This is a genomic window from Pseudoalteromonas sp. SCSIO 43210, from assembly GCF_054133285.1.
This window is the reverse complement of sequence record NZ_CP087225.1, coordinates 2,557,467-2,583,583: the sequence shown is the minus strand read 5'-3', so window position 1 is coordinate 2,583,583 and position 26,117 is coordinate 2,557,467. Positions and strand designations below refer to the sequence as shown.

The following is a 26,117-nucleotide window of genomic DNA, read 5'->3' as shown; positions in this document are numbered from 1 at the left end:
GGGGTTCTATCATGCGCATATTATTAAGTCTTACTTTTATTGCTTGTACTAGCTTTGCTAGTTTTTCTCAAGTAAATACAACAGCCACAAATCCAACGGCTAAAGCTGAAGTAAGCAAAAAAAAGGCTGTAATACTCGCAAAAAAAACCATTAACGGTAAAACGCTTAAGATTTCTGAACAAACTGACTTTTATACAGTGCGAATACTCAAATCTGACGGCCATGTCGTCGATTTACATATAAATAAAAAAACTGGCGAAGTAAAAAAGGATTAACCGATGCGAATTTTAGTTATAGAAGACGATTTACATTTAGCAGATAACCTACGTAATGCTTTAGAAAAAGAACGTTACAGCGTGGATTTATGCCACGATGGTGAAGCAGGTCTTTTCCATATTACTGAATATCCGCTTGATATGGCCGTTGTTGATTTAGGTTTACCTAAAATAGACGGTATCGAACTGATTAATAAAGCACGTGCACAAGGTATTACTATCCCTATTCTAATTTTAACAGCGCGTGATCGCTGGCAGGACAAAGTAGAAGGTTTAGATGCTGGCGCAGACGATTATCTTACAAAACCATTTCACGTTGAAGAGCTTATTGCACGTTGTAATGCATTAATTCGTCGTAGTGCCGGTAAGGCAAACCCAGAAATGACAGCAGGCCCAATCAAAATCCATACACGCTCGCAGCAAGTTTGGGTTGATGATAAAGAGCTCAGCCTAACCGCTTACGAATATAAAGTGCTTGAATATTTAATGGTAAACCCGCAAAAAGTAATCTCAAAATCAGAATTGACTGAGCACATTTACGATCAAGATTTTGACCTTGATTCAAATGTTATCGAAGTATTTGTACTGCGTTTACGCAAGAAACTTGACCCTGAGGGTGTATTAAACCCAGTAGAGACACTACGTGGGCGCGGTTACAGGCTTAAAAGTCAGTGGTAATACCGCAAATATCGTTAAAAATAAGGCAAGGATTTATCCTTGTCTTTGTTTTATTAGTCGCACTCCCAATCCTGTTTTATTCAATTGGCAAAGCGTATTACGCTTCACTTGTTGATGCGACAGAAAAAACTCTCGAAGCACAGCTATACTCGCTTATATCTGAAGTCGACTTTACTGAGCATGGCATTATTATGCCAAGTACAATTTTAGCGCCTGAGTTAAATAGACTAAACTCCGATACTTACGCAATGATCTATCGTGACGATGAACCCATTTGGCATTCTGAATCAGCTGTTAACGTTAATTTTGTACCTCAGCAGGTAGAAACAAAAGCAGGTGCAGCGGACTTTAGACGAGTTGAATATAAAAACACTGCGTACTGGCAACTTAGCCTTACTGTTATTTTAAACAACATAGATCAATCAGAACAGGCACGCTTCATATTAGTTAAACGTAACGATGCCCTACTGCGTTTAATGGACGGTTTTAAGCAAACACTTGTTGATTGGATGTTTATAATGGGCATTGCAATCGCGGGTCTTATGGCGGTTGGTTTTATTTGGAGTGCACGGCCACTGCAACGACTTGATAAAGAAATAAAAGCGATCGAGTCTGGCGATATCCAAGAAATTAAAGGGTTATACCCCATTGAGTTGCAAACTATTAAGTCCGATTTAAACTTACTCCTTGATTCTCAACAACGTCAGAAAGAGCGCTACAGAGCCTCATTGAGCGACCTTGCACACGCGCTTAAAACACCACTAGCTGTTTTGAAATCAAGCCCGCTGGCTAATGATGCAGATGCACAAGAGCAGCTTGACCGTATTAATGTGATGATCGAGCACCAATTAAAACGCGCAGCAACCGGTGCCTCTGATACTTGGAAGAAACAAACGCCAATTAAGCCAGTTCTCGATTCTATTTTAAGTGCTATGGCAAAAGTGTATCGTGATAAAGATATTATTTTTAGTTGCACAGTAACAGATAAAGACTACTTTTTAGGTGATCAAACCGATTTAATGGAACTATTGGGTAATTTAATTGATAACGCCTGTAAAGCATGTCGTTCACAAGTCGAAATACAAGTAGCCCAAAGTAAAACTCTGTGTATTGGTATTAGCGATGATGGTCCTGGTGTACCAGAAGACAAACGCGAGTCTTTACTCACTCGTGGTACACGCCTAGATACATATGAAAGCGGACACGGTGTGGGTATGGCAATTGTATCTGATTTAGTTAAGTCGTATCACGGTACTCTCACTATCACTAAAGCTGATAACTTGGGCGGTGCTCAATTTATTTTAGAGTTTAATTATAATGATAAAAAGTAATAATTTATTAAGGCTAACTGCAATTGTACTGTTAGTAATTAGCCAATACAGTTTTGCTGATGAAGCGTGTACTTTAGTAAAAAAAGCAACCACGGATGAAGCTAAGCGTTATATACAATGTCTAGATGCACAAATAAATAAAGCAAAACTAGTGCAAGGCAGTTGGATACAAAAGCGTAAATACGAACTCACTACATCACAAGAAAGTACAGGTAATACCCAAATACTTCCATTATTTATGCGCAGCATTAGTAATAATGAAAAATACATAGAAAGCGCTTGCCAATGGCGTTATTTATTAAAACTCCCTAATGCAACAACTGCGGCTATTAGTTATAAAATCTGTGAAATCCAACTTATCAACCAATTTACTGATGCACTTAAAAAACCATTTTAAAACAAGCAATCTACTAATCGATTGCTTATAGGTAATAAAATGATTAAACCTGTAATTATTATAGGTGGCGGGCTGGCGGGCTTATACAGTGCGTATCAGTTGCAACTACTTAATGCCCCATATTTATTATTAGAAGCTAAATCGCAATTAGGTGGCAGAATTTATTCGGCGCAATCACCAATAAATAGTGGTGTTAGTTTTGATTTGGGCCCTACGTGGATATTTCCTCACCAACCAAAAATTCAAGCGCTAATCAAGTCACTCAACTTGAGTCTATTTGAGCAATACACCAAAGGCGATGTTTTATACCAATCGCCACATTCAGAGCAACCACAACAAATTGCAGCCGCTGGAGAGATGCAATTATTTAGGCTCAAACACGGTATGAATACCTTAATAACTGCATTGTATGAGCAACTTAATCCAGATTTTGTATTGTTAAACCACAATGTCACTGAGCTTAAAAAGAGCGGTGATAGCTGGCAAATTACAGTGAACCATTTAGGTAATATAAAACACTTCAATACGAACAAACTAATGTCAGCAATTCCTGCACGCATGGTGACAGCCCATTTAACACCTGAACAATGGGCTACTCCAACACTCATAAGCCGCCTCAACAGCGTACCGACATGGATGGCAGGACAAGCCAAGTTTATAGCTACTTTTGAACATGCATTTTGGCGTGATAATAACTTATCAGGACAATGCTTTAGCCGTGTCGGCCCTATGGTCGAAATTCACGATGCCAGTGCTGAAGATGATAATTACGCCGCATTATTTGGTTTTATAGGTGTGCCCTACTTATCACGAAGCGAAGTAACTAAAGAGCAGTTAATTCAAGCCTGTGTCCAGCAGCTTAGCTACTTTTATGGTCAGGATGCTAAAAAGGCAACAGGGTACTTTATTAAAGACTGGGCAGAGGATGAGCTTGTAGCCAATGAGGACGACCGTACTCAGTCTTCACAACACCCTGAATTTAATTTTTCAGGCTTGGGTGAGCAGCTAAGTAACCTAAATATTCATTTTGTAGCGAGTGAATTTGCAAAACAAGAAGCAGGATACTTAGAGGGTGCAATAAATGCAGTTGACGAAGCTATTAATTCAATCATTAGTCTTTAGCAATCAAGAGCTGTAATTTATCCAGCCCTTGATAGTTACAGCGACTAGTTATTTTTGGCGGCGTCTTCACCACTGCCCAATAAAGTGGCAACCCACTTACCTTCGGCACTGGCTTCTAAGCCTATTTTTACAATCATAGTTAATGGCACAGATAAAAGCATACCTACAGTGCCTAGTAACCAACCCCAAAATATTAATGATAAAAACACCACTAATGTTGAAAGACCCAGCCCTTTACCTAAAAATTTAGGTTCTACAATATTGCCCATTACCGTATTTATCGTTAAGTACCCTGCAGCAACAAGTCCTGCCACTAATGGGCCTTGAGTAATAAGGGCAAGTAATACCGCAGGTACAGCTGCGATAATTGATCCAATATTAGGAATGTAATTAAACATAAACGCTAATACTCCCCACAGTACAAAATAATCGATATCTAAAATCCATAAATAAAATGCAGCGATTATACCGGTGGCTAAACTCACTAATGTTTTAATAGCAAGATAGGAGTTTATCGATTCTAAGAAGCGGTCTATTTGTTTCATTTTACTATCGGGATCATCAAGGGCCATGTGTATTTTATTACTCAGCATCGGCCCTTCAAACAGCATAAACACAACCGTTAAAATAATTAAAAACATGTTGGCCATTACCCCACCTAAACCAGTGAGCATATCCGTGGCTACATCGACCATTTTTCCTGGATCGAACATATTGATTAACTGTTCTTTATTAATCAATATGTTGTATTGAGATGCTAAATCGACCAGCCATACAAACTCTTCTTTAAGCTGTGTTTTATATTCAGGAAGCTGCTGCGAAAAATCGTTTATGGACTGCCCAACAAGCCCACCTAAGCTTACGCCTAAACCAACAATAATTAGTACCACTAACATAACAGCAATACCTTTGGGAATTCGATATCGCGCGAAAAACTTAATAAATGGATTACAAATAATGGCAATAAACGCCGCTAGAATAAATGGAATAATAATTACACTTGCTGCTTTTATACCCGCAAGTACAACGACCAAGGCAGCAAAAACTATTAAACTTTTATTCACTCCAGTTAAATTTGCCAACTCACTAATCCTTTTATTAATTATATTGTCCCAGTGTAAGGCAAAAGCTAATGAAATGAAATAATTACCAAGTGATCATAAAAGTATGCTTTACGTATAAATTTGCAAAGCTGTTTGCTAGCGAGTATGTTTTTTAATCACTTGCTACTATTTTATTGTAAGGATTAATAATGCATATATTTGTTACTGGCGCGACCGGATTAATTGGTAAGCACTTATGCCCTTTTTTACTTCACCATAACACGGTTACTGTGCTTAGCCGAAACCCGACTAAAGCAAACGTATTATTGGGCCATAAAGTTAAAGCCGTAAGCAATGTTAATTCAGTGGATTTTAACAGCGTTGATATTGTTATTAATCTAGCTGGCGAACCGATTGTTAATAAACGTTGGAGTGACAAACAAAAACACATAATACGAGACAGCCGTATTGGTGTTACACAGCAAATTAGTGAAGCAATTAAAGCCAGTAACACTCCCCCACATACTTTTATATCAGGTAGTGCCGTTGGTTTTTATGGTCGACAAAATAGTAACCCTATTGATGAAACTTTTGAAAACCCACACGACGAATTTAGCCACCAGCTTTGTAAAGAGTGGGAAAATGCAGCTTTACTCGCGCAATCAGAACAAACCAGAGTGTGCCTTTTACGAACGGGTATTGTTTTAGCTAAAAAAGGTGGGGCATTAGGTAAAATGCTACCCGCTTTTAAATTATGCTTAGGCGGCCCGATTGGTAACGGAGAGCAAGGTATGTCGTGGATACACATTGACGATATGATTCAGCTAATACTCTTTATAATTAAGCATCCAGAAATTTCAGGCCCAGTTAACGCAACAGCACCAAACCCGGTCAGTAATGCCGAGTTTAGTAAAAGCTTAGGGAATGCATTGTCGCGGCCTGCATTTATCGCTATGCCAACCGCAGTACTTAAACTGCTAATGGGTGAAATGTCAGATTTATTAACCACTGGGCAATTTGTTATCCCACGTAAGGCGCAAGCTCATAATTATCGCTTTCATCACCCTGATATTAAATCAGCCCTAGAAAGTTTGACTTAGTCATTATAAATAAACTGCGCCAAAATTAAGCTAGATTTTGTATCTAGTTGTTCTAAATTAACAACGTTTAAGAATTATTTAATTCGTTAAATTACTCAAGTATTTATGCAGGTTAGTATTAATCCTCTACATAAAAAAAGCCCTTCAACAGAAGGGCTTTGGTAAACACACAATAGAGTTAATAAACTATTTACAAGACAGCGTAGCCTCGTCCGCTTTATTTGGTACAAACTGAATATTAGCTACAGAAATTGATGCTTTACCATTGCTGTGTAAGCTAAATGGGCTTGTTAGGTTTGCAAAATTAACACCCTTATCAGCAAAGCAACCTAAATCAATTGATACAGACTGCCATTTATTTTCAATAGTTTTATCAACTACGTTTGCCAAATCAATGCTTGCACCACATTCACCTGAGCAAGTCATAGCAAGTGCTATATCGCTCGTTAGTACTTCGTTTAATTTAATATCAAAGCTAATCACACTGTTTGCTTCAACGTAGGCAATGGTATCTTCTGCAAAGCTTGTTACTATTTCAACGCTGGCTTTTTCTGCACCACTGAAGTTAAATTGGCGCGCGTCTTCTTGTACTGTTTTGTCCTCAGTACGGTATTTAATTGCACCAAATTCATGGGTACTACTCGATACATCTAAAAGCTCATCGCCCGATTTTAACAATAAGCGCCATGGTGCTACAGGTGCCCCAACAAGTATATCCATACTTGTAAGCCCTGAGTTATCAAGTTTAGAGTCTTCATCAAGGTCGTCAGCTAGCACGTTTTTATCGCCATACGTTAAACCAAAACCATAAGGAAGTAATGGATCGTAATTTTCATCGCCTTTATTAACCGCAGTTTGTACCGCCGATTTAGGCCAAGAAAACGATAGCTTACCTTTAAAGTTATTTTGGATGGTGCCGTCTGCCGCTTTTAATAAAACATCAGCAATACCCGCACCTTCTGTACCAGGTAACCATGCAGCTAGAAACGCATCAGATGCGTTAAGTTCGCTGTTCACCCACATAGGTCGACCTGAAATAAACACAGATACAACAGGAATGCCTTGCTCTTTTAGCGAGCTTAAAAGTGCTAATGACTTTTTATTTCCGCGCTCAAACTCAAGGTTATCTTTATCGCCGTGCCCTTCTGCGTAAGGTTCCTCACCAAATACGACAATGGCAACATCAGGACGTTGTTCAAACGTACCATCAGCACTTAAAGTAACACTTCCACCTGCTGCAGATATTTGCTCTTCAAGCCCTTTGTAAATTGACGTTGCTCCAGGGAAGTCTGCATTTTTATTATTAGTCCCTTGCCACGTAATACTCCACCCACCCGACTGTTTACCTATGTTATCGACACCATCACCTGCAACAAGTACGCGTTGATTAGCTGCGATAGGTAATAGGTTATTTTTATTTTTAAGTAATACAAGCGACTCGCGCACAGCTTGACGTGCTACTTCGCGATGCGCTTGCGCGCCAATAAGCTCTGTTTTACCCGAGTAAAGACGCTTAGCCGGACTTGGTTTATCAAATAACCCAGCGCGTAACTTAACGCGTAAAATACGTGCAACCGCATCATCAATGCGGCTCATACTTATTTTACCTGCATTTACTTGTGCAATTGTATTTTCATATAGCGGCTTCCACGCGCCTGTTGGCACCATAAAAATATCAAGGCCAGCATTTACCGCTTCTGGGCAGCTTTCGTTAGTACAGCCTTTAATTTGCCCATGGCCGTTCCAATCACCCACTACAAAACCATCAAAACCCATACGTGTTTTTAATACATCTGTAAGTAAGTATTTATTGCCGTGATTTTTAACGCCATTCCAGCTATTAAAAGACGCCATAACAGATTGACTACCCGCCGATAAACCACCTACGTAACCTTGGGCATGAATATCAAATAGCGACTGCTCGCTGTCTATATTATTTCCCTGATCATCCCCATCAACGGTGCCGCCATCGCCAATAAAGTGCTTAACCGTGCTAATAACGCGCTTATCACTTAAAAAGTCGCCATCGGCTTTACCTTGCAATCCATTTACAATTGCTGCTGAGTAATCGTGAACAATTTTTGGATCCTCAGAATAGCCTTCGTAAGTTCTGCCCCATCGGTCGTCTCGTACTACTGCTACAGTGGGTGCAAATACCCAATCTATCCCCGTAGCCATTACTTCTACTGCGGTAATAGACGCTATTTGCTCTATTAAATCGGGGTTATTAGCTGCGCCTAAACCAATGTTATGTGGAAAAAGCGTCGCGCCAATTACGTTATTATGACCATGTACTGCATCGGTGCCCCACATAGTTGGAATTTTACTGCCATCCACTGAGTCATCAATAGATGCTTGATACATTTTTTCTGCAAGTGCAACCCAATCCTCTGGCGTTGCATGCTTATCGCCATTAGGGAAAGCACCACCGCCATTAAGGTAAGAGCCAAAACCATATTTACGCATGTCTTCAACGGTAATATCACGAATTTCTGGTTGAATCATTTGCGCTACTTTTTGCTCAAGCGTCATATTTTCTAAAAACGTGACAATTTGAGCTTCAATAACTGGGTCTTTTTTCACTGCAATTGAAAGTTTTGGCCAAATTTTCTCAAGCTTTGATTGCGCTTCAACATTTACTTTTTCAACATTGCTTTCGTTAGTACATCCGCTTAGTGCAGTAACACTTCCTACTAACGTTGCAATTGCTAATGCATTAAGTTTAAAAGTCGTTTTCATTATGATGGCTCCTTCACTAATACTGGTTTGCTGCCTCGTAGGCCGTAAAAAACAATAAATATGTAACATAAAATAGGTAAAACATACGAAAGTTGAACACCCACACTATCCGCAAGTGCACCTTGTAAAAGTGGCACTATTGCACCACCTACAATCGCCAAACACAAAATACCAGAGCCTTGAGCTGTATGCTTACCAAGTCCATTTAACGCTAAACTAAAAATAGTGGGGAACATAATAGAATTGAATAAACCAACCAATAGTATTGACCACATTGCTAATTGACCCGACGTGCTCATGGCAATAATGACTAAAATAATAGCCATGGTTGCGTTAAAACCAAGTACTTTACCAGCGGGTAGTTTTTGCATTACAGCAGCACCAATAAAACGCCCAACCATAGCACCACCAAAATAATAAGTGATGTAATGAGCTGCAACATGCTCTTTTAGCCCTGCTATATTTTCTTGTGCTAAAAAGCTTACTAAAAAGCTACCAATTGCCACTTCGGCGCCTACATACATAAATATACCCACAGCACCTAATACAAGATGGCGATACTGCCAAGCACTGCCTTCAATTGCTTCTGATTTTTCGGCTTCTGCTTTTTGCTCGCTCATAATGTCTGGTAATTTAAGCCAAGCAAAAATACCTGCTAGTAAAATAAGCATCGCAGCTAAAAGGAGGTAAGGAAGTTGAACTGACTCTGCATTTTGAGCCGGTGTTAAAAAGGCATCTGACGCTGAGTCTAGAATTAACAGAGCACCAAATGATGGCGCAACAGTAGTACCTAAGGCATTAAAAGCTTGGGTAAGCGTAAGTCGAGACGACGCTGTTTTTGCTGAACCCAACAAACTTACATAAGGATTAGCAGATACTTGCAATAACGTTATGCCGCTGGCAAGTACAAATAAAGCGAATAAAAATACAGGATAACTATGTAAAGACGCTGCTGGGTAAAATAATATACACCCGACTGCTGCAATTAATAATCCAATCACAATGCCTTTTTTATAGCCCACCTTTTTAACTATATAGCCACTTGGAAGTGACATTAAAAAGTAAGCGCCAAAAAAGCAAAACTGAACCAACATGGCTTGTACATACGTTAGGTTAAACACGGCTTTTAAGTGTGGGATTAAAATATCATTTAGGCAGGTTATAAACCCCCACATGAAAAATAATGTTGTTAATGAAGTTAATGCAAAACTGTAATTTTTATCCTGATAGTTTTGCGACTGTGTGTGTGTTGTCACTGGTGCTGAACTTGCCATGTGTTCTCCGTATTTTATTATTATAAATCTATTCTTAAACTGCTCTGTTGCAGTTTTCAGCTGTCTTTAAACCATCCAGAAGCATTAAAGAGTTGACCTAAGAATTAATAAACACTAATCTTAAATATAAGCGCTTTCATATGCAATTAAATACGAACAAGCTGTATATTTCAACACTTTTTATTTTTTGTACCACGCATACAGCATTAATTAAGTAAAAACACAGGGCTGATCTCTCTGTAAATGACCAACAAAAGGTTTGTTATTAATGACAAAATTATCACTACCGCCCCATTCACCGCTTTTATCTAAAAACTTTGTGTACGGCGTGGCCACGGCTTCTTTTCAAATAGAAGGCGGATCACAAGATCGTCTCCCATGTATTTGGGACACTTTTTGCGATACGCCCAATAAAATAGTCGATAGCTCAAACGGTCATATCGCGTGCGATCACTATAACCTTTGGCGTGATGATATAGACCTTATTGAGTCACTTGGCGTAGATGCTTACAGGCTTTCTATTTCATGGCCGCGCGTGATGACCCAAGACGCAAAGTTAAATCCTGTAGGCGTGAAGTTTTATACTGATATTTTAGATGAGCTAAAACGTCGCAATATTAAAGCCTTTGTTACTTTGTACCACTGGGATTTACCGCAACATCTTGAAGATGAAGGCGGATGGCTTAACAGACAAACAGCTTACGCTTTTGAGCATTACGTAAATTTAATTACTAAAGCCTTTGGCGATCGCGTTCACTCTTATGCCACACTGAATGAACCATTTTGTACTGCGTTTTTAGGTTACGAAATTGGTATTCATGCGCCAGGTAAAGTGGGTAAAGAATATGGTCGTAAAGCAGCGCACCATTTATTATTAGCCCACGGACTCGCTATGAGCGTATTAAAGCAAAACTCGCCTAATACTTTAAATGGCATAGTGCTTAACTTTACGCCGTGTTATAGCCTTACTCAAAGTGATGAAGACTTAAAAGCCACTGCATTTGCAGACGACTATCTTAATCAGTGGTATATAAAACCAATAATTGATGCCCAATACCCCGATATAATTAATCAATTACCATTAAACCATCAGCCTGAGATTCTTGAGGGCGATATGGAACTAATTTCTCAATCTATTGATTACTTAGGTATTAACTTTTATACCCGCCAAGTTTATAAAGCGCACCCTACTGACATTTATGAGCCTATTGCACCTACGGGCCCGCTAACTGATATGGGGTGGGAAATTTATCCGCAATCGTTCACTGATTTGCTCGTATCGCTTAATAAAACATACACCTTACCGCCTATTTATATAACCGAAAATGGTGCAGCAATGCCCGATACGTACAATAATGGTGAAGTTAACGACTTAGACCGTTTAAGTTATTATAATACTCATTTAAACGCGGTTCATAATGCAATTGAACAAGGTGTTGTTATACATGGCTACTTTGCTTGGAGCTTAATGGATAACTTTGAATGGGCTGAAGGCTATTTAAAACGTTTTGGTATTGTGTATGTAGATTATAAAACCCAGCAACGCACTATTAAAAACAGTGGCTTAGCTTATAAAGAACTCATCTCTAAAAGATAAGAGCATACCCATAACTAAAAACAAGTATAAAGCGGGATAAATAATCATGGTCAGTGTAAAAGAAAAAATAGCGTATGGCTTAGGCGACACCGCCAGTAATATTATTTTTCAAACAGTTATGATGTTTTTAATGCTGTACTACACAGACGTAGTGGGTTTATCACCCGCTGTTGTCGGTACTATGTTTTTAGCAGTACGTATTTTTGATGCCGTAACCGACCCATTAATGGGCAACCTTGCTGACAAAACACATACGCGCTGGGGGCACTTTCGCCCCTACCTACTTTGGCTTTCACTTCCTTTTGCCATTATTAGTATTTTAGCGTTTACCACACCTGATTTAGAAGGCACCGATAAAATAATTTACGCCTTTACTACTTACACACTACTTATGGTGGCTTACACCGCTATCAATATTCCTTATTGTGCACTGGGCGGTGTACTTACAAGCGACGCAAAAGAGCGCGTGACTATTCAGTCTTACCGCTTTGTATTTGGTATGTTAGGCGGCGTAATAGTAGCGGGTTGTACTATGCCAATGGTTGAGTACTTTGGCCAAGGCGATGCAGCTAAGGGCTATCAATACACCATGACTGCAATGAGCATTTTAGGCTTTGTACTATTTTTACTTTGTTTTTTAGGCACAAAAGAGCGTATTCAACAGCCAAAAGAGCAAAACATTCCTTTTGCCCAAAGTGTTAAAGCATTAATTAAAAACGATCAATGGCGAACACTTTGCTTAGCTGCGTTTTTTTTACTTACCGGTCAAGTATTAAGGCTTACGCTTGCTGTTTACTACGTAAAATACTATCTAGGTCGAGACGATATAATCACCTTATTTATGACACTAGGCGTTGCAGCAAGCATGCTAGGGTGTGCTTTAGCTCAACCGCTTGCAAAGCGCTTTTGTAAAATAAAAGCCTATATAAGCTTACAAGTTATTGCTGCCGCTATTTGTGGTTTTAGCTACTTTATTAGTAAAGATCAATTAGTACTCGCATTTACTGCCTTTATTTTATGGAAATTCTTTTTAGATATGGCAACCCCGTTGTTATGGGCAAAAATGGCCGACACCATAGATTACGGGCATGAAAAAACAGGTGTACGCATTACGGGTTTAGTTTATTCAGGCGTCATATTTTTTATTAAAATGGGCGTGGCGGTAGGCGGCGCAATTGCAGGCTGGTTGTTATCTTTTTACAGCTATCAAGCCGATTCAGTACAAACACTTGATACTCAACACGGTATTTTACTTTCATTTACTGTCTTACCTGCTTTTGGATCTTTATTTGTTGCCTACATAATGAAAAAATATACACTGACTAATCAGGTTGTTGAAAATATTCAATCTAAACTAACAACTAGTTAAGGATAAGCGAGTGAACAAATAACATGGCAACAATTTATCAAGTCTCAGAGCTTGCGGGCGTATCGTTAGCCACCGTTTCTCGCGTGATGAACAAAAATACCCGTGTAAGCGATAAAACCAAAAAAAAAGTGCTTGATGCCATGGAGCAGCTTGGCTACAAGCCTAACTCAATAGCGCAATCTTTAGCCTCTAACTGTACTAACAGTGTCGGTATTTTAGTGTCTGAGTTACATGGTCCTTTCTTTGCCCAAATGATGGCAGGTATTGAGTCGGAGCTTCGTGCTGCGGGTAAACACGTTATTATTACCACCGGGCACAGTGAAGAAGACAAAGAACAAGAAGGCATTGAGTTTTTAATTAGCAGACGCTGCGATGCTATTATTTTGCACGTTGAAGCCGTTTCAGACGACTACCTAATAAAACTAAGTAAAGGCTCTACGCCCGTTTATTTAATGAGTCGTTACGTAGAACAACTAAAAGATAACTGTATCAGCCTAGATAATCAATTAGGTGGCTACCTAGCCACTAAATCGATATTAAATCACGGCCATACACAAATAGCGTACATTGCAGGCCCGCAGTTTAAAGCCGATGCTTTTAACCGCTTAGAGGGTCATAAACAAGCACTCGCAGAGGCTGGTATTAAATTTGATCCTGCGCTTTTTTATATTGGCGATTTTAACGAAACCGGTGGTAGTAAAGGCTTAAAACATTTTATTGATGAAAAGCTCAGCTTTACTGCACTGGTGTGCGCCAATGACGAAATGGCTTCCGGTGCTATGAAATATGCTCGAGAGCACGGTTATAATTTACCAAACGATTTATCGATTGTTGGATTTGATAACGTTATTTTTGCAAACTATCTGTACCCTACACTCACGACCATAGATAATCCGGTCGGGAAAATGGGCGAAATGGCCGCTAAATTAGTGCTTAAAGATGTTTATCAAAATAAAAACCTTGTTATAAATCGCTTTTTTGAACCCACTTTAATGCAGCGCGATTCATCTGCACCACTTATTAAATAAAGACTAAAAGCAAATACTAATTTTGGTACAAAAAAGCGGCTAAATGCCTAATGCCGATCAGTTAAGAAAATGGCCGGTTGACCGATCCAAACGATCATGCAAAATCCGTAATAGGAAACTAACTACGGATTTTTTTGTGAATATAGAACAAGCACTGCAAGCAACACTTGAAGAAAGCAGCCGATACCATACCTTTGAAAAATTATCAGAAATTCTTGACCCTGAAATCATTGAACAAGGCTTTCAACAAGCAGGGATTGCAACCGTTCGTAAGCGAAGATTACCGCTTTAGGCCGTTTTGTGGTCAGTTATTGGCATGGCATTGTTTCGAAAAGAATCGGTTTGGAATATCGCTAATAAGCTAGATATCATGTTACCTGGCAAGAACCAACTCGTTGCTCCAAGTGCGATGGTACAGGCGAGACAAAGGTTAGGTGATGATTCCGTTAAACACGTTTCCAATAAATCTGCTCAATCAATGTATAAGCAACAGTCATTCGAAACATGGAATGGTTTGAACCTATTAGCTGTTGACGGTGTTGTTTGGCGAACAGCCGACACGCCTGATAATCGTAAAGCCTTCTCTTCTGGTAGCAACCAATACGGTGATACAGCCTTTCCTCAAATACGCATGGTCTGTCATATGGAATTGACCAGCCATCAACTGCTCTGTAGCGAGTTTGATAACTATAAAACCAACGAGATGAAATTAGCTGAGCGTTTAATTGAACGTACACCAGATAATTCACTGACTATATTTGATAAAGGATATTATTCTTTAGGCCTGTTAAACCGTTGGCACCAAACTGGGAAGATGAGGCACTGGCTGATACCAGCAAGGCCCGACTTACAGTATGAAATCATTTCCAGCGCGGGTAAAAATGACCATGTCATTGAATTGAAAACAATAAAGGGTAATCCCCCCCCCAAAATAATAGATGCCAAACGTAGAGTTTTCTCTTATTGTAAACACAGGAGAAAATTATGAAAAAAGCACATTTTACAGACAGTCAGATCCTTGCCATTTTAAAACAAGCAGAAAGCGGCGTGCCTATTCCTGAGCTATGCCGTGAACATGGTATGGGCAACTCAACCTTTTATAAATGGCGCGCTAAATACGGCGGCATGGATGCGTCTTTAATGACACGAATGAAAGAGCTTGAAGATGAAAATCGCCGTTTAAAGAAAATGTATGCTGAAGAGCGGCTAAAATCTGAGGTCATTCAGGAGGCAATGGCAAAAAAGTGGTAAAGGCTTCTGAGCGCAAAGTCTTGGCTCATGAAGTCGTTAGCACAAATAAAATGAGTATTGCCTTAGCCTGTCGTACTTTCATGATAAGTGAAACATGCTATCGCTATACGCCAAAACTGTCTGATGAAAATGAGAAAATTGCAGCGTTGCTATTGGATTTAAGCCAATGTCAGCGTAATTGGGGATTCGGTTTATGTTTTTTATATTTACGCAATGTTAAAGGCTACACATGGAATCATAAGCGCGTTTATCGTATTTACCGTGAGCTTGAGTTGAATCTGCGAATAAAGCCTAGAAAACGTATAACAAGGAAGAAGCCTGAACCATTGGCTGTCCCTGAGGCCATTAACGAATGTTGGTCAATGGATCTCATGCACGACCAATTATCGGATGGCAGAGGGTGTCGCTTGTTCAATGTGATTGATGATTTCAATCGCGAAGGACTCACAATAGATGCTGACTTATCACTCCCCGCTGAGCGTGTTATCCGCTCACTCAATCAAATTATAGAATGGCGTGGTAAGCCAAAAGCTATCAGGTGTGACAATGGGCCTGAATATATTAGCCATAAATTAGCAGAATGGGCGTTAAATAATAATATTGAATTACGATTTATTCAACCAGGTAACCCGCAACAAAATGCTTATGTAGAGCGGTTTAATCGCACGGTTAGGTATGACTGGCTAAGTCATTATATCTACAGTGATATTAGTGAGTTACAAGATAAAGCAACCGATTGGTTATGGACTTATAATAATGAACGCCCTAACACTTTAGTATTTATGCGACACGCAGTTTGTGTTGCATAATCGCTTGTTGGACTGAGGCGCTACCTGCTCGGTGTGTCAGAGTTGGTGTTGTTTATGCTATGGGAATTTGCTTTTTAGAGGCTCTAGCTAAATCAGCTAATTTAATAAGCTTACCTATTATAATTTAAGCTTTCCCTGCATTGCTCAGCGTTTATTATCTATTCATTAAACCGAATGTTTAACCGTTAAGCAAGGATATTTTTCGCTCGCACAGTCGCTATTAGCCTGAGCAATTAAGCAGGTTAACTTATTGATTTGATGCAGCAAGCAAGGCTGCTAACTCGTTCGCGCTATTTTATTTGTCGCCTCATCTAAATTCATCACACCAATAAATCGTAAGGTACCCGTCTTGCATGACTGGCAAGACCAATGGGGTATTAATCGTTCTTGCTCTACCTTCGGCTTCACCGCTTTGCATGGGGTTGCTGATACTTGAGCCTTTATTAACCCTAACTTTCGCTTGCGACACGCATTAGCTAAAAAGCCATAGTGACGAATGCGCATAAACCCTTTGGGCAATACATGTTGTAAGTAGCGCCGTAAAAATTCATCACAACTCAGAGTCATGACTTTATCGCGGTTGTTATCTGCATAATCGCGGTATTTAAAGCTCACTGTTTCTTCAGTCGCTGACACTAATCGCGATTCTGACATCACGCCTTTTCGGGTATAACGAGCAAGGTAACTAACTAGCTTTTCACTGTACGTTAAACAGGCTTTGCTATACACGCACCATTTGGTTGGTGTGCTTACCTTCGCGAATGAACTATCGCATTCATTGAGCGCCGCGAGCATTTTCCCTCTAAACACTGTTGATAATGCTTTAACGGGGTATAAATAGCCTTTTTCTATTTCATGCCAGTGCGCTTTATCAAGCGCGCCTGCGGGTATCAAGCAATGCAGGTGAATATGCTGACTTAAGTTCTGCCCCCACGTATGCAGTACGCTTGTCATGCCTAACTGGCCATGCCTCTTTCGTTTCGCAAATTTGTTCAGCGTTTGCCATGCGGCTTTAAATAAACAGTGATACAACGCGTTTGGGTTGTAGTGCGCAATGACATTTAACTCATGGGGAGCGTAAAAACAAGGTGGAAATACCGACACGATAATAAATCCTCTTGTTGTCTTTGCACCCATTTAGCCGTTGCCATACCTTGGCAACGTGGGCAATGCCGATCTCGACAGCTACATCCAATTTGTTGTACTTCACTACAGTTATCACATTGCCATGCTTGATAACCGAGCTGACCCGTTCTGCATGATTGAAGGTGTTGGCAGACTCGTAACTGCTGATAACTCATTATGTGGTGCTGCCGATAATTCCCAAGGCCAGAATTTAAAATATCAGCGAGGTGCAAGCCGCTCATTGGTTTCCCCAACTTGCGAGTAAATCAATACCACCATGCCCTAATTCAGGTAACCAGTGTAAGTAACTTTGCGTGGTTCTAATGTCACTGTGACCAAGCTGATGTTGAAGTTGATGAAGCGGCATCCCTAACTCAAGTTGATGTGTTGCATAAGCATGGCGTAATACATGTGGATTACAGTGCTTTAAACCACACATTTGTGCATGTTTTTTCAATGCCTTTCTGAAGCTTGAGGGTGACATAGGTTTATCCATTAACCATCGTGAATAAAACATCCAGCCCGTTGGATGATACATTTTCCAATAGCAACGTAATTGATTTAGCACGCTATCTGATACAACAACATAGCGTGACTTATCTCCTTTACCCTGTTCAATTAAAATGGTTTTACGCTGTCCATCGATGTCTTGCACTTTGATGCGCAGCAGTTCGCCAATACGCAAACCACATCCATAACACACCACTATCAATGTTTTTAAGCGCATATCCGTGCAACTTTCTATAAGTCGTCGAATATCATCACGCGATAAATAAGTAGGTGCCCGAGGTTTTGCTTTAGGCAAGGCTATGTCTAAGTTCAGTGGGCGGTGTAAAATATTCTTAAACAAAAACCAAATACTGTTTATTTGTATTTTTTGACTCGCTCTGGAGAGCTTGCGAATGGCGGGATCTTTAAAAAAGATATTCAGCTCATCATCAGTAATTAAATCGAGTGGTTTATTAAAATAATGGCTGAGTTTAAGTAAATGCTCGCAGTAACTTTTACAGGTACTTTGTGAATAACCACGGTAGGCTATTTCAATTTTGACTTGTTCAATGAGTGTATTCATGACTTACCTCCAAGTTATGGGATAACCCCAAGGTAAGTGTGGCTCAAATGGTCAGAATAGGATCTCCGCGTAGCGGCTTAGTTCAACATGGGCATAGGTGGAATAACACCCATACAAAAACTGGAAAAGTTAAACAACGAAAATTCTACTGATAGCCTCCATTAAAAATGGGGGGATTACCGTTCCACCCCTGCTCAAAGCCCGATTTACTAAATTTAATTACGGTGTTGTCAGCCTCTTCTACGCTCATTTCTTTTCTTTTATTAGGCGCTTCGTTTGTGTTAAGCACATTGCGCTTAATACTGGAGGGTCCAAATGCTTCCGAAAATATATTTTTATCCTGCACACCGAGCAATAACAGTTCGTTATATACGTGCTGCATAAACGCATCAGGTCCGCATAAAAAGAACTCGTAGTCATCAAGTGGTAAATAATACCTAAACACATCCGCATTTATGCGCCCTTTTAAATCAAAGCTTTCGTCTTTTAAATTAGAGCCATTGCCTTGTTTTTCATCAAGCTCAGGCTGAGATAAAAGTGAGTAATAATCAATTGCGCCGCCACTCGTATCTGCTAACGTTTTTAGCTCGTTATAAAACGCACGCTGCTGTTTATTTTTAGCACTGTGAAAAATATGCAAAGGGCGTGTATAGCGGGTTCTCAACCCTTCATTGGCAATGTGTTTAGCCATTGAAACCATGGGTGTAATGCCTATTCCGCCACCAATGAGTACCGCTGGTTTGGTACTGGTTGGGTCAATAAAAAACTGCCCTTGTGGGTATTTAGCTAAAATAACGCTCCCGAGTTTTACGTTATTATGAAAGTAGTTTGACACCTCACCGCTAAGCTCTTTTTTAATCGATAACCGATAAAACTGCTCATGCGGGCTTGATGACACCGTGTAGGTTCTGATAACGGGTTTGCTATTACAGCTATTACCACTACTTTTACTTGGTATTTGTACAGTTAAATGCTGCCCAGCTTTAAACGGTAACAAGGTTGTATTGTTATGCCCTTCTAAATAAAAGGAGGTAATTACATTACTTTCTTTAATTATTTTGGTTACTTTTAAAGGCTGCCAAGTATGTTTTAGTTTTTCGGCTTGTTTGTTTTTATCAGCCTCAAGCCACGTGCCCGTCATTTTAGTGTTAGGGGAATAAGCATCAAATTTAGCACTAAACGGGAGTAAGTTTTTTAGCCACATTCCTTTAGTGAGGGTAAATTTCCAGCCTCGGTCTGCGCCAATAAAGCCCTCTAACTCTGGATGCCCGTCCCATAAAATTTCAACGCTGCCGGTAAGCATTAATACATTACCCGTGTCAAAATCAGGAAATAACAAACCTGCTTTTGGGTTTAATAAAAAGTTGCCCAAGGTATTAAAAAAATTGTTACCTGCGTAATCAGGAATCGTTAATGTATTGCCTTCTCGCTTTACAAAACCCGGCAACCCACCACGGTGAGAAACATCAACCCCTTCAATTTTTGGATTGTTTTTTGCGGTTATAAAACTCGATACAAAAAATGTATCGGTTGTGTCAATTAACGCACTGGCTACGTTATCAAGTGTATTAAATTCAACTTTTTGTACTGCACTACTTTTAACTAAAGGATCTCTATTAAACGTTAAGTCGCGCGTTTGAATATACTGCGGGCAATTTCCAAAGGATTGATCAACATTAAAACTCACCTTATTATCGTCAATTGCCTCACCCACGCGCACATTTAAACGGTTACGCCTGCGCGTGCCTAGCTCAATGCCTAATAAACCAATTGGCGAGCCGGCAATATTTAACGTGTTATGTAGAGGGTCGTTTTTATCAACCGCGTGGGTCATTAATAACGACGTAGGCGTTGGGGCGCTTAAAAAGCCTGACTGCCCTGAAACAATAGATACCCACGGATTAGCGTTTTCATCAACACTGCCTGCAACCACAAATGGTAACTGCTCAAAAAATGCTTGATGCTGCTCTGGCATAAATGAGCGCACGGCACGTTTACCAAATGCTGCCATTATTTCTCGTTTACCGAGTTTGTCTTGTATTGCCAGCTCGCCTTCGTGAAAAGGGGAATCATCTATTGAGTTTGTGTTTATCATTTTGCTTGTAAATTCGTGTGCGTATTTCATGGGCTAAATTTAACGCAATACACAATAAATGATAATGGGTGTTTTATTGACTGATAATGCACAAAACAATGACAATACTTGCACCCTCTTAGTGCCAGTCGCGCACCAACATATGTCAAAACGGGTTTTTCATTCACTCTAAAAAAACATTAAATACAATTTAAACAATAACTTAAAAAACTGGCTGTATTTTTGCAAACACTCTGTTAACAAGCCCGTTTTACTTACGGCAAAAATTTAGGTTGTGAGCACAATAGCTATTAGCAACCATAGGCAAAGAAGCCCGCACACAGTTATGCATATTGCGTATTTGTGGCGGGCTTTTTTGTTATTTGTATTTAAACCGTCACTTTAAGGAATGCCCTATGCAAACCTCGCAAAAAATACTCATTATTGGTAATGGTATGGTCGGACACCACTTTGTTGAGCAAATGCGCCAAAGCGATGCCAACGCAAACATTACCGTACTTTGCGGAGAAGCAAATCTTGCATACGATCGCGTGTACTTATCAAGTGTATTTGATGGCAAAACAGCCGCTGATTTAGCACTTACAACTCACGACAACTATAAACAACTCAATATTAATGTGCATACCAGCCAGTGGGTTGAAGGCATTGATAGAACAGCAAAAATAGTGACCACATTAACCGGTGAGCAATACCCGTACGACAAACTTATACTCGCGACAGGTTCGTTCCCATTTGTGCCGCCTATAAAAGGTAACGACCAACCCCATTGTTTGGTGTATCGCACATTAGAAGATTTAGAACAAATAAAAGCCAGTGCCGCTGTAAGTAAAAGCGGTGTTGTTATTGGTGGTGGTTTGTTGGGGCTTGAAGCCGCAAATGCGATTAAGCAACTAGGGCTTGATACCCACGTAGTTGAATTTGCGCCACAACTTATGGCTGTTCAACTTGATGGACAAGGCGGTACGCTACTAAAAAATAAAATAGAAAAACTCGGCGTAACGGTACACACATCAAAAGCAACCAGCGAAATAGTAAAAGGCGAAACCAGTCGCTTTAGATTAAATTTTTCGGACGAGTCATTTTTAGAAACAGATCTGATTTTGTTCTCTGCCGGTATTCGCCCGTATGACCAACTCGGCAAAATTGCTGATTTAGAACTGGGTGAGCGCGGCGGTATTATTATTAATAACCAATGCCAAACATCTGATCCTGATATTTTAGCCATTGGCGAGTGCGCCCTGTGGGACAAAAAACTATTTGGCTTAGTTGCACCGGGTTACAACATGGCGCGCGTTGCAGCAAGTCAATTAAGTGGTGGCGAGCTTGAGTTTTTAGGTGCCGATATGAGCACAAAACTTAAGTTATTAGGCGTAGAAGTAGGCTCGATTGGCGACGCTCACGCAAAAACGCCAGACTGTAAAGAACTTATATATCAAGATGCTATTCGCGGCTGTTATAAAAAAATCATACTAAGTGAAAAAGGTAATAAATTACTGGGTGCTGTACTTGTTGGCGATACCAGCGATTACGATACTTTACTGCAGTACATGCTTAACGACATGGACTTACCAGAAAACCCTGAGTGTTTAATTTTACCAGACAGCGGCGGCGCGCCGTCGTTATCGGGCAGTGCCCTACCCGACACAGCCACTATTTGTTCGTGTCACAATGTGAGTAAAGGCGACATTGTAGGTGCAATTGATGGCGGCTCGTGCGATTTAGCCTCGGTAAAATCATGCACTAAAGCAGCAAGCGGCTGTGGCGGTTGTGCTGCGTTATTAAAATCAGTTGTTGATAACGAATTAGCAAGTCGCGGTGTTGAAGTAAACAACCATGTATGTGAGCACTTTGCGTATTCACGCCAAGAACTACTGCACATGGTAAAAGTAGAAAGCATTAAAAGCTTTGATGACTTACTAACTAAACACGGCAGCGGTCATGGCTGTGAAATATGTAAACCTGCCATTGGCTCTATTTTAGCTTCAACATGGAACGACTTTATTTTAGAACCCGCTCATGTTGGCTTGCAAGACACTAACGATACATACCTAGCAAACATGCAAAAAGATGGTTCGTACTCTGTAGTACCGCGTATTGCTGGCGGCGAAATAACCCCCGACAAACTCATTGTAATTGGACAAGTAGCCAAAGACTTTAACCTGTACTGCAAAGTCACTGGCGGTCAACGTATTGATTTATTTGGTGCGCGCTTAGAAGAGCTTCCTGTTATTTGGGAGCGACTTATCGAAGCCGGATTTGAGACCGGTCATGCCTATGGTAAGTCTCTTAGAACCGTTAAATCGTGTGTGGGTAGTACGTGGTGTCGTTATGGTGTGCAAGATAGCGTTGGACACGCAATAGAAATAGAAAACCGCTACAAAGGGTTACGTGCGCCGCATAAATTTAAAATGGCGGTATCGGGTTGTACCCGCGAATGCGCCGAAGCACAAAGTAAAGATATTGGCATTATAGCCACCGAAAACGGCTGGAACTTATACGTGTGTGGTAATGGCGGTATGCGCCCTCGCCATGCTGATTTATTTGCGACCGATTTAGACACACCTACTCTTATTAAATACATTGACCGCGTAATTATGTTTTACATTAAAACGGCTGACAAATTACAACGTACATCGGTATGGATGGAAAACCTTGAAGGCGGTTTAGACTACCTTAAAAGCGTAGTAATTGACGACAGCTTAGGCATTTGCGACGAGCTAGAAGCGCAAATGGAGTTAATTACACAAACCTATGCGTGTGAGTGGAAAAAAGCGATTGAAAGCCCTGATGCAGCCAAACGATTCCGCCAGTTTGTTAATAGCCCCGAAACCGACGATAACATTTTGTTTGTACAAGAGCGTAACCAAATCCGCCCTGCTACAGAAGCCGAAAAGCGTGAGCAACGTAATACACAAAACCGTATTCCAGTAATGGAAGTTGAAGAGGAGCAAGCTGATGTCTTGGCATAATATTGGAACAATCGACAACCTAGTGGCTAATAGCGGCGTATGCGCATTAGTTAATAATCAGCAAGTGGCTATTTTTTACATTCCGCAAAACCCAACGGCTGTGTTTGCCATTAGCAACTACGATCCTATTGGCAAAGCTAATGTATTATCGCGTGGCATTATTGGCTCAATCGACAATAAATTAGTTGTTGCATCGCCTTTATATAAGCAACACTTTTGCCTAGAAACAGGCGAATGTTTAGAAGCACAAGCAATACACTTACCGGTTTTCAATGCAAAAATTGAAAACGGCAGTGTATTTATAAGCTCTGAACCAAAAGTTACAATAGCTGTGGCTTAGGGGAATAGTATGAGTGTATTGTCTTATTTTTCGGGTATTGAAAACGTGTGGCTAAATAAGCTCGTTACTAAGCTAACAAGCACAAATAGTCGAAGCGTCAAAAGCGGCAACGTTTATATAATTGGTGCCGGCCCAGGAGACGCAGAGCTAATTACAGTAAAAGCGCAGCGTTTAATTAATGCCGCCGATGTTGTTTTATATGATTGGTTAGTAAGTGATGATTTGTTAAAAACGCTACCTAAAAAAGCGCAGCGTGTATTTGTAGGTAAACGTGCGGGTAAGCATTCGATGACCCAAGCTAACATATGCGAACTACTGGTTAAATACGCGCAACAAGGCTTAAATGTAGTGCGTTTAAAAGGCGGTGATCCGAGTATATTTGCACGTATTAACGAAGAAGCCGATGCGCTTAGTAAGCATAATATTAATTTTGCTATTGTTCCGGGTGTCACAACGGCTTGCGCTACTTCCGCTTATACGGGTATTCCGCTCACTGCACGCGATGTAGCGCGTAGTGTTACATTTTTAACGGCGCAGTTTGCCGATCCTAATAAGCAACCTCATTGGCAAAATTACGCGTTTATGCCTGCAAACAACAACCCAACTTTAGTGGTTTATATGGGGCTTTCGCGCTTACAAACGCTAAGCTGCGGTTTGCAATCAGTGGGTTGGCCAAGTAATACACCCATTGCACTAATAGAGAATGCCACTACCACTAAGCAAAAGGTAATTACCAGTACGCTTGAACTGATAGTAAATGAGCATGCTAAACACAACCTTCAAGGCCCTACCCTAATTATGATTGGTGAAGTAATAAATCATAAAATGGCAATTAGTCCTGAATTACTAAATAGTGTAAATATTAACGCATGATACAAAATGAATAATGCACTTTTCGCGCTTACTACCTCCCCAGGAGTAGGCGCTTTTTTTGTTTTTAATTTAGGTTCAAGTTGTGTGCAATAACATGCTTAAATGCACCAAATAAGTTAAAAGTAATGGTAAGTTAAATTATAGAAACACAGTGATAAACAAAAATAACACTTTAAGCAATTGTATTAGCTTGATTTTAAATTCAATGATGAAATTTATTAATGATTGGAACAGTGGTTGCACTTTAAAAACAAAAAAGTGTGGAATAATACCAATGGCGACAAGTAATCCTCTCACAAAGCAGTTTTTATTAGCGGCTAAGTATCAAGAAATACACGCGCTAAAGCAATTACAAAACAGTTGTGCCTCGCTTACTAAATTAGGCGATTTTGTACATCAGTTACAAAAAGAACGTGCAATGAGTAATATATTTTTGGCTTCAAACCGCGAACGATTTAAAACCCAATTACAAGAGCAAATTCCTTTAAGTAGCAGCGCACAAACTGCATTTTATGATTCTCTAAAACAAACATTTATAAAAGACAACGCCGATACTGGCCATACTCGGTTATTTAATTTAATTACCTATAGCCTGCAAACACTTGACGCATTGCCCGACCTACGCAATCAAATAGCACACCAAAACATTAGTGCAGTGCATGCTACGCAGTCGTTCACGCAGTTAATTGCTAGTTTACTCAATATTATTTTAGAAGCCGCAGACGGCGCAAGCGATCCTAAAATAACCCGCCTATTAGTTGCATTTTTTAACTTTATGCAAGGCAAAGAATACGCAGGACAAGAGCGAGCATGTGGTGCACAAGCATTTGCAGCGAGTAAATTTACCACTGAGCAAAAACAACAACTCGCGCATTTTGTACAAGAACAAAACCACAGTTTTGACTTTTTTAATGAGTACGCCGATGCGCACCTTTTAAAATGCTTTGCCACATTAACAACACATCAGGTTAATAATCAGGTAGAGCAACTTAGAAGTTTACTGCAAAAACTCGATGACGAGAACGCCCAACCTCTCTCACAACTGAGTGAAGTATGGTACGAAGTAACCACCACGCGCATAGATATAATGCACAAAATTGAACAAAATATAGCAGATCAATTAATTGATACCGCAGCAATGCAAATAGCCTGTGCTCAACGTAGTTTAAATACAAATAAGCAAGTACTTAACAATATGGCAGAGCAACACATAGCCCCGACTTTTGGGCAATTAGCCATTAAGCAACCAGAGCCAGAAGTAAGCCAAAATATAGCGGCCGATAAGCTCAATAGTAATAAAAGTATGTATGATTTAATTATCGAGCAAAGCCAGCATATAAAACAAATAAACCAAGCGTTACTTGACGCTAAAAAAGTTATTAGTGAGCAAAAGGTCATTCACCAAGCCAAGTACATACTTATTGAGCAATTAAAACTCACTGAAGAACAAGCCCATAAACAACTTCAAAAGCAAGCGATGAATTCACATAAAACGTTATACAGCGTAGCGCAAACAATTGTGGAACTGAGTGATTAAAGTAATAAATAATCTACTTTCTGGTTAATAAAATGGTCAATACTACAATTCAAAAATTTTACTTAGGCTGAATTGTAAGTAGCATTAGCTTTG

21 protein-coding genes and 1 pseudogene are annotated in these 26,117 nt (G+C 40.0%); 16 read left to right on the top strand and 6 right to left on the bottom strand.

Translation table 11 applies throughout. The features are described from left to right. Positions 1-11 precede the first annotated feature (11 nt). From LOS73_RS11070 to LOS73_RS11050, 5 genes are read left to right on the top strand one after another with little or no spacing between them, the layout of a single operon-like run. Entirely contained in the window at positions 12-275 is a 264-nt protein-coding gene (locus tag LOS73_RS11070; RefSeq protein ID WP_007375446.1) for a PepSY domain-containing protein, read from the top strand. A 3-nt stretch (positions 276-278) separates the two neighbouring features. Beyond that, the gene (locus LOS73_RS11065) at positions 279-953 is read left to right on the top strand and encodes a response regulator transcription factor (RefSeq protein WP_007375447.1); all 675 of its coding nucleotides are present in this window, start codon (positions 279-281) and stop codon (positions 951-953) included. Continuing rightward, positions 947-2,284, top strand: a complete 1,338-nt coding sequence (locus LOS73_RS11060) for an ATP-binding protein (protein ID WP_007375448.1) — start codon at positions 947-949, stop codon at positions 2,282-2,284. The genes LOS73_RS11065 and LOS73_RS11060 overlap by 7 nt, the downstream gene beginning before the upstream one ends. Next, positions 2,271-2,681 carry a hypothetical protein gene (locus LOS73_RS11055; RefSeq protein WP_457933638.1) on the top strand — a complete coding sequence of 137 codons (411 nt, stop codon included), beginning with the start codon at positions 2,271-2,273 and terminating at the stop codon, positions 2,679-2,681. The genes LOS73_RS11060 and LOS73_RS11055 overlap by 14 nt, the downstream gene beginning before the upstream one ends. Positions 2,682-2,720: 39 nt before the next feature. After that, on the top strand, positions 2,721-3,803 hold the full coding sequence (locus LOS73_RS11050) for a flavin monoamine oxidase family protein (RefSeq protein WP_457933637.1): 1,083 nt from the start codon (positions 2,721-2,723) through the stop codon (positions 3,801-3,803). Positions 3,804-3,847: 44 nt separating this feature from the next. Here LOS73_RS11050 and LOS73_RS11045 read toward each other — a convergent pair whose 3' ends face one another. Beyond that, on the bottom strand, positions 3,848-4,885 hold the full coding sequence (locus tag LOS73_RS11045; RefSeq protein ID WP_033031760.1) for an AI-2E family transporter: 1,038 nt from the start codon (positions 4,883-4,885) through the stop codon (positions 3,848-3,850). A gap of 170 nt (positions 4,886-5,055) precedes the next feature. Between LOS73_RS11045 and LOS73_RS11040 the strand changes: the two genes are divergently transcribed. Continuing rightward, entirely contained in the window at positions 5,056-5,946 is an 891-nt protein-coding gene (locus LOS73_RS11040; protein ID WP_008138320.1) for a TIGR01777 family oxidoreductase, read from the top strand. Between the two features lie 186 nt (positions 5,947-6,132). Here LOS73_RS11040 and LOS73_RS11035 read toward each other — a convergent pair whose 3' ends face one another. Together LOS73_RS11035 and LOS73_RS11030 are read right to left on the bottom strand one after the other, a co-directional pair. Continuing rightward, positions 6,133-8,685, bottom strand: a complete 2,553-nt coding sequence (locus tag LOS73_RS11035) for a glycoside hydrolase family 3 protein (RefSeq protein ID WP_033031762.1) — start codon at positions 8,683-8,685, stop codon at positions 6,133-6,135. Continuing rightward, positions 8,685-9,959, bottom strand: a complete 1,275-nt coding sequence (locus LOS73_RS11030; protein WP_457933636.1) for a sugar MFS transporter — start codon at positions 9,957-9,959, stop codon at positions 8,685-8,687. The genes LOS73_RS11035 and LOS73_RS11030 overlap by 1 nt, the downstream gene beginning before the upstream one ends. A gap of 268 nt (positions 9,960-10,227) precedes the next feature. Here LOS73_RS11030 and LOS73_RS11025 point away from each other — a divergent pair, with 268 nt between their 5' ends. The 6 genes from LOS73_RS11025 (at position 10,228) to LOS73_RS11000 (ending at position 16,013) form a co-directional block, all read left to right on the top strand. Further along, positions 10,228-11,556 (top strand): GH1 family beta-glucosidase, encoded by a 1,329-nt coding sequence (locus tag LOS73_RS11025; protein ID WP_033031766.1) that lies wholly within the window; start codon positions 10,228-10,230, stop codon positions 11,554-11,556. 46 nt (positions 11,557-11,602) lie between these two features. Then, positions 11,603-12,925 carry a glycoside-pentoside-hexuronide (GPH):cation symporter gene (locus tag LOS73_RS11020; RefSeq protein WP_033031769.1) on the top strand — a complete coding sequence of 441 codons (1,323 nt, stop codon included), beginning with the start codon at positions 11,603-11,605 and terminating at the stop codon, positions 12,923-12,925. Positions 12,926-12,948: 23 nt separating this feature from the next. Further along, positions 12,949-13,953 carry a LacI family DNA-binding transcriptional regulator gene (locus LOS73_RS11015; protein WP_033031771.1) on the top strand — a complete coding sequence of 335 codons (1,005 nt, stop codon included), beginning with the start codon at positions 12,949-12,951 and terminating at the stop codon, positions 13,951-13,953. A 136-nt stretch (positions 13,954-14,089) separates the two neighbouring features. Further along, positions 14,090-14,245 (top strand): transposase domain-containing protein, encoded by a 156-nt coding sequence (locus LOS73_RS11010; RefSeq protein ID WP_206075180.1) that lies wholly within the window; start codon positions 14,090-14,092, stop codon positions 14,243-14,245. 6 nt (positions 14,246-14,251) lie between these two features. Continuing rightward, the gene (locus LOS73_RS11005) at positions 14,252-14,941 is read left to right on the top strand and encodes an IS4 family transposase (RefSeq protein WP_457933635.1); all 690 of its coding nucleotides are present in this window, start codon (positions 14,252-14,254) and stop codon (positions 14,939-14,941) included. Further along, positions 14,938-16,013 (top strand): IS3 family transposase gene (locus LOS73_RS11000; RefSeq protein ID WP_457933634.1). Its coding sequence is split into 2 segments (ribosomal slippage): positions 14,938-15,190 and positions 15,190-16,013, totalling 1,077 coding nucleotides; the frame shifts between segments, so codons are not numbered across the junction. The genes LOS73_RS11005 and LOS73_RS11000 overlap by 4 nt, the downstream gene beginning before the upstream one ends. A gap of 276 nt (positions 16,014-16,289) precedes the next feature. Here the strand turns inward: LOS73_RS11000 and LOS73_RS10995 are convergent. The 3 genes and pseudogenes from LOS73_RS10995 to LOS73_RS10985 form a co-directional block, all read right to left on the bottom strand. Then, a pseudogene (locus tag LOS73_RS10995) lies at positions 16,290-17,380 on the bottom strand (IS91 family transposase). Beyond that, on the bottom strand, positions 17,377-18,210 hold the full coding sequence (locus LOS73_RS10990) for a tyrosine-type recombinase/integrase (RefSeq protein ID WP_033038011.1): 834 nt from the start codon (positions 18,208-18,210) through the stop codon (positions 17,377-17,379). The pseudogene LOS73_RS10995 and the gene LOS73_RS10990 overlap by 4 nt, the downstream one beginning before the upstream one ends. Positions 18,211-18,355: 145 nt before the next feature. After that, positions 18,356-20,335: an FAD-binding oxidoreductase gene (locus tag LOS73_RS10985; protein WP_457933633.1), complete on the bottom strand. Its 1,980-nt coding sequence runs from the start codon at positions 20,333-20,335 to the stop codon at positions 18,356-18,358. 365 nt (positions 20,336-20,700) lie between these two features. Here LOS73_RS10985 and nirB point away from each other — a divergent pair, with 365 nt between their 5' ends. From nirB to LOS73_RS10965, 4 genes are all read left to right on the top strand, one after another. Further along, positions 20,701-23,274 (top strand): nitrite reductase large subunit NirB, encoded by a 2,574-nt coding sequence (gene nirB, locus LOS73_RS10980; RefSeq protein WP_033030370.1) that lies wholly within the window; start codon positions 20,701-20,703, stop codon positions 23,272-23,274. Beyond that, positions 23,261-23,614, top strand: a complete 354-nt coding sequence (gene nirD, locus LOS73_RS10975) for a nitrite reductase small subunit NirD (protein WP_007375226.1) — start codon at positions 23,261-23,263, stop codon at positions 23,612-23,614. Before nirB ends, nirD begins: the two co-directional genes overlap by 14 nt. Positions 23,615-23,623: 9 nt before the next feature. Next, complete coding sequence (cobA, locus tag LOS73_RS10970) at positions 23,624-24,487, top strand: uroporphyrinogen-III C-methyltransferase (RefSeq protein WP_033030368.1); 864 nt, start codon at positions 23,624-23,626, stop codon at positions 24,485-24,487. A gap of 274 nt (positions 24,488-24,761) precedes the next feature. Next, positions 24,762-26,024 carry a nitrate- and nitrite sensing domain-containing protein gene (locus tag LOS73_RS10965; RefSeq protein ID WP_033030374.1) on the top strand — a complete coding sequence of 421 codons (1,263 nt, stop codon included), beginning with the start codon at positions 24,762-24,764 and terminating at the stop codon, positions 26,022-26,024. Positions 26,025-26,117 lie beyond the last annotated feature (93 nt).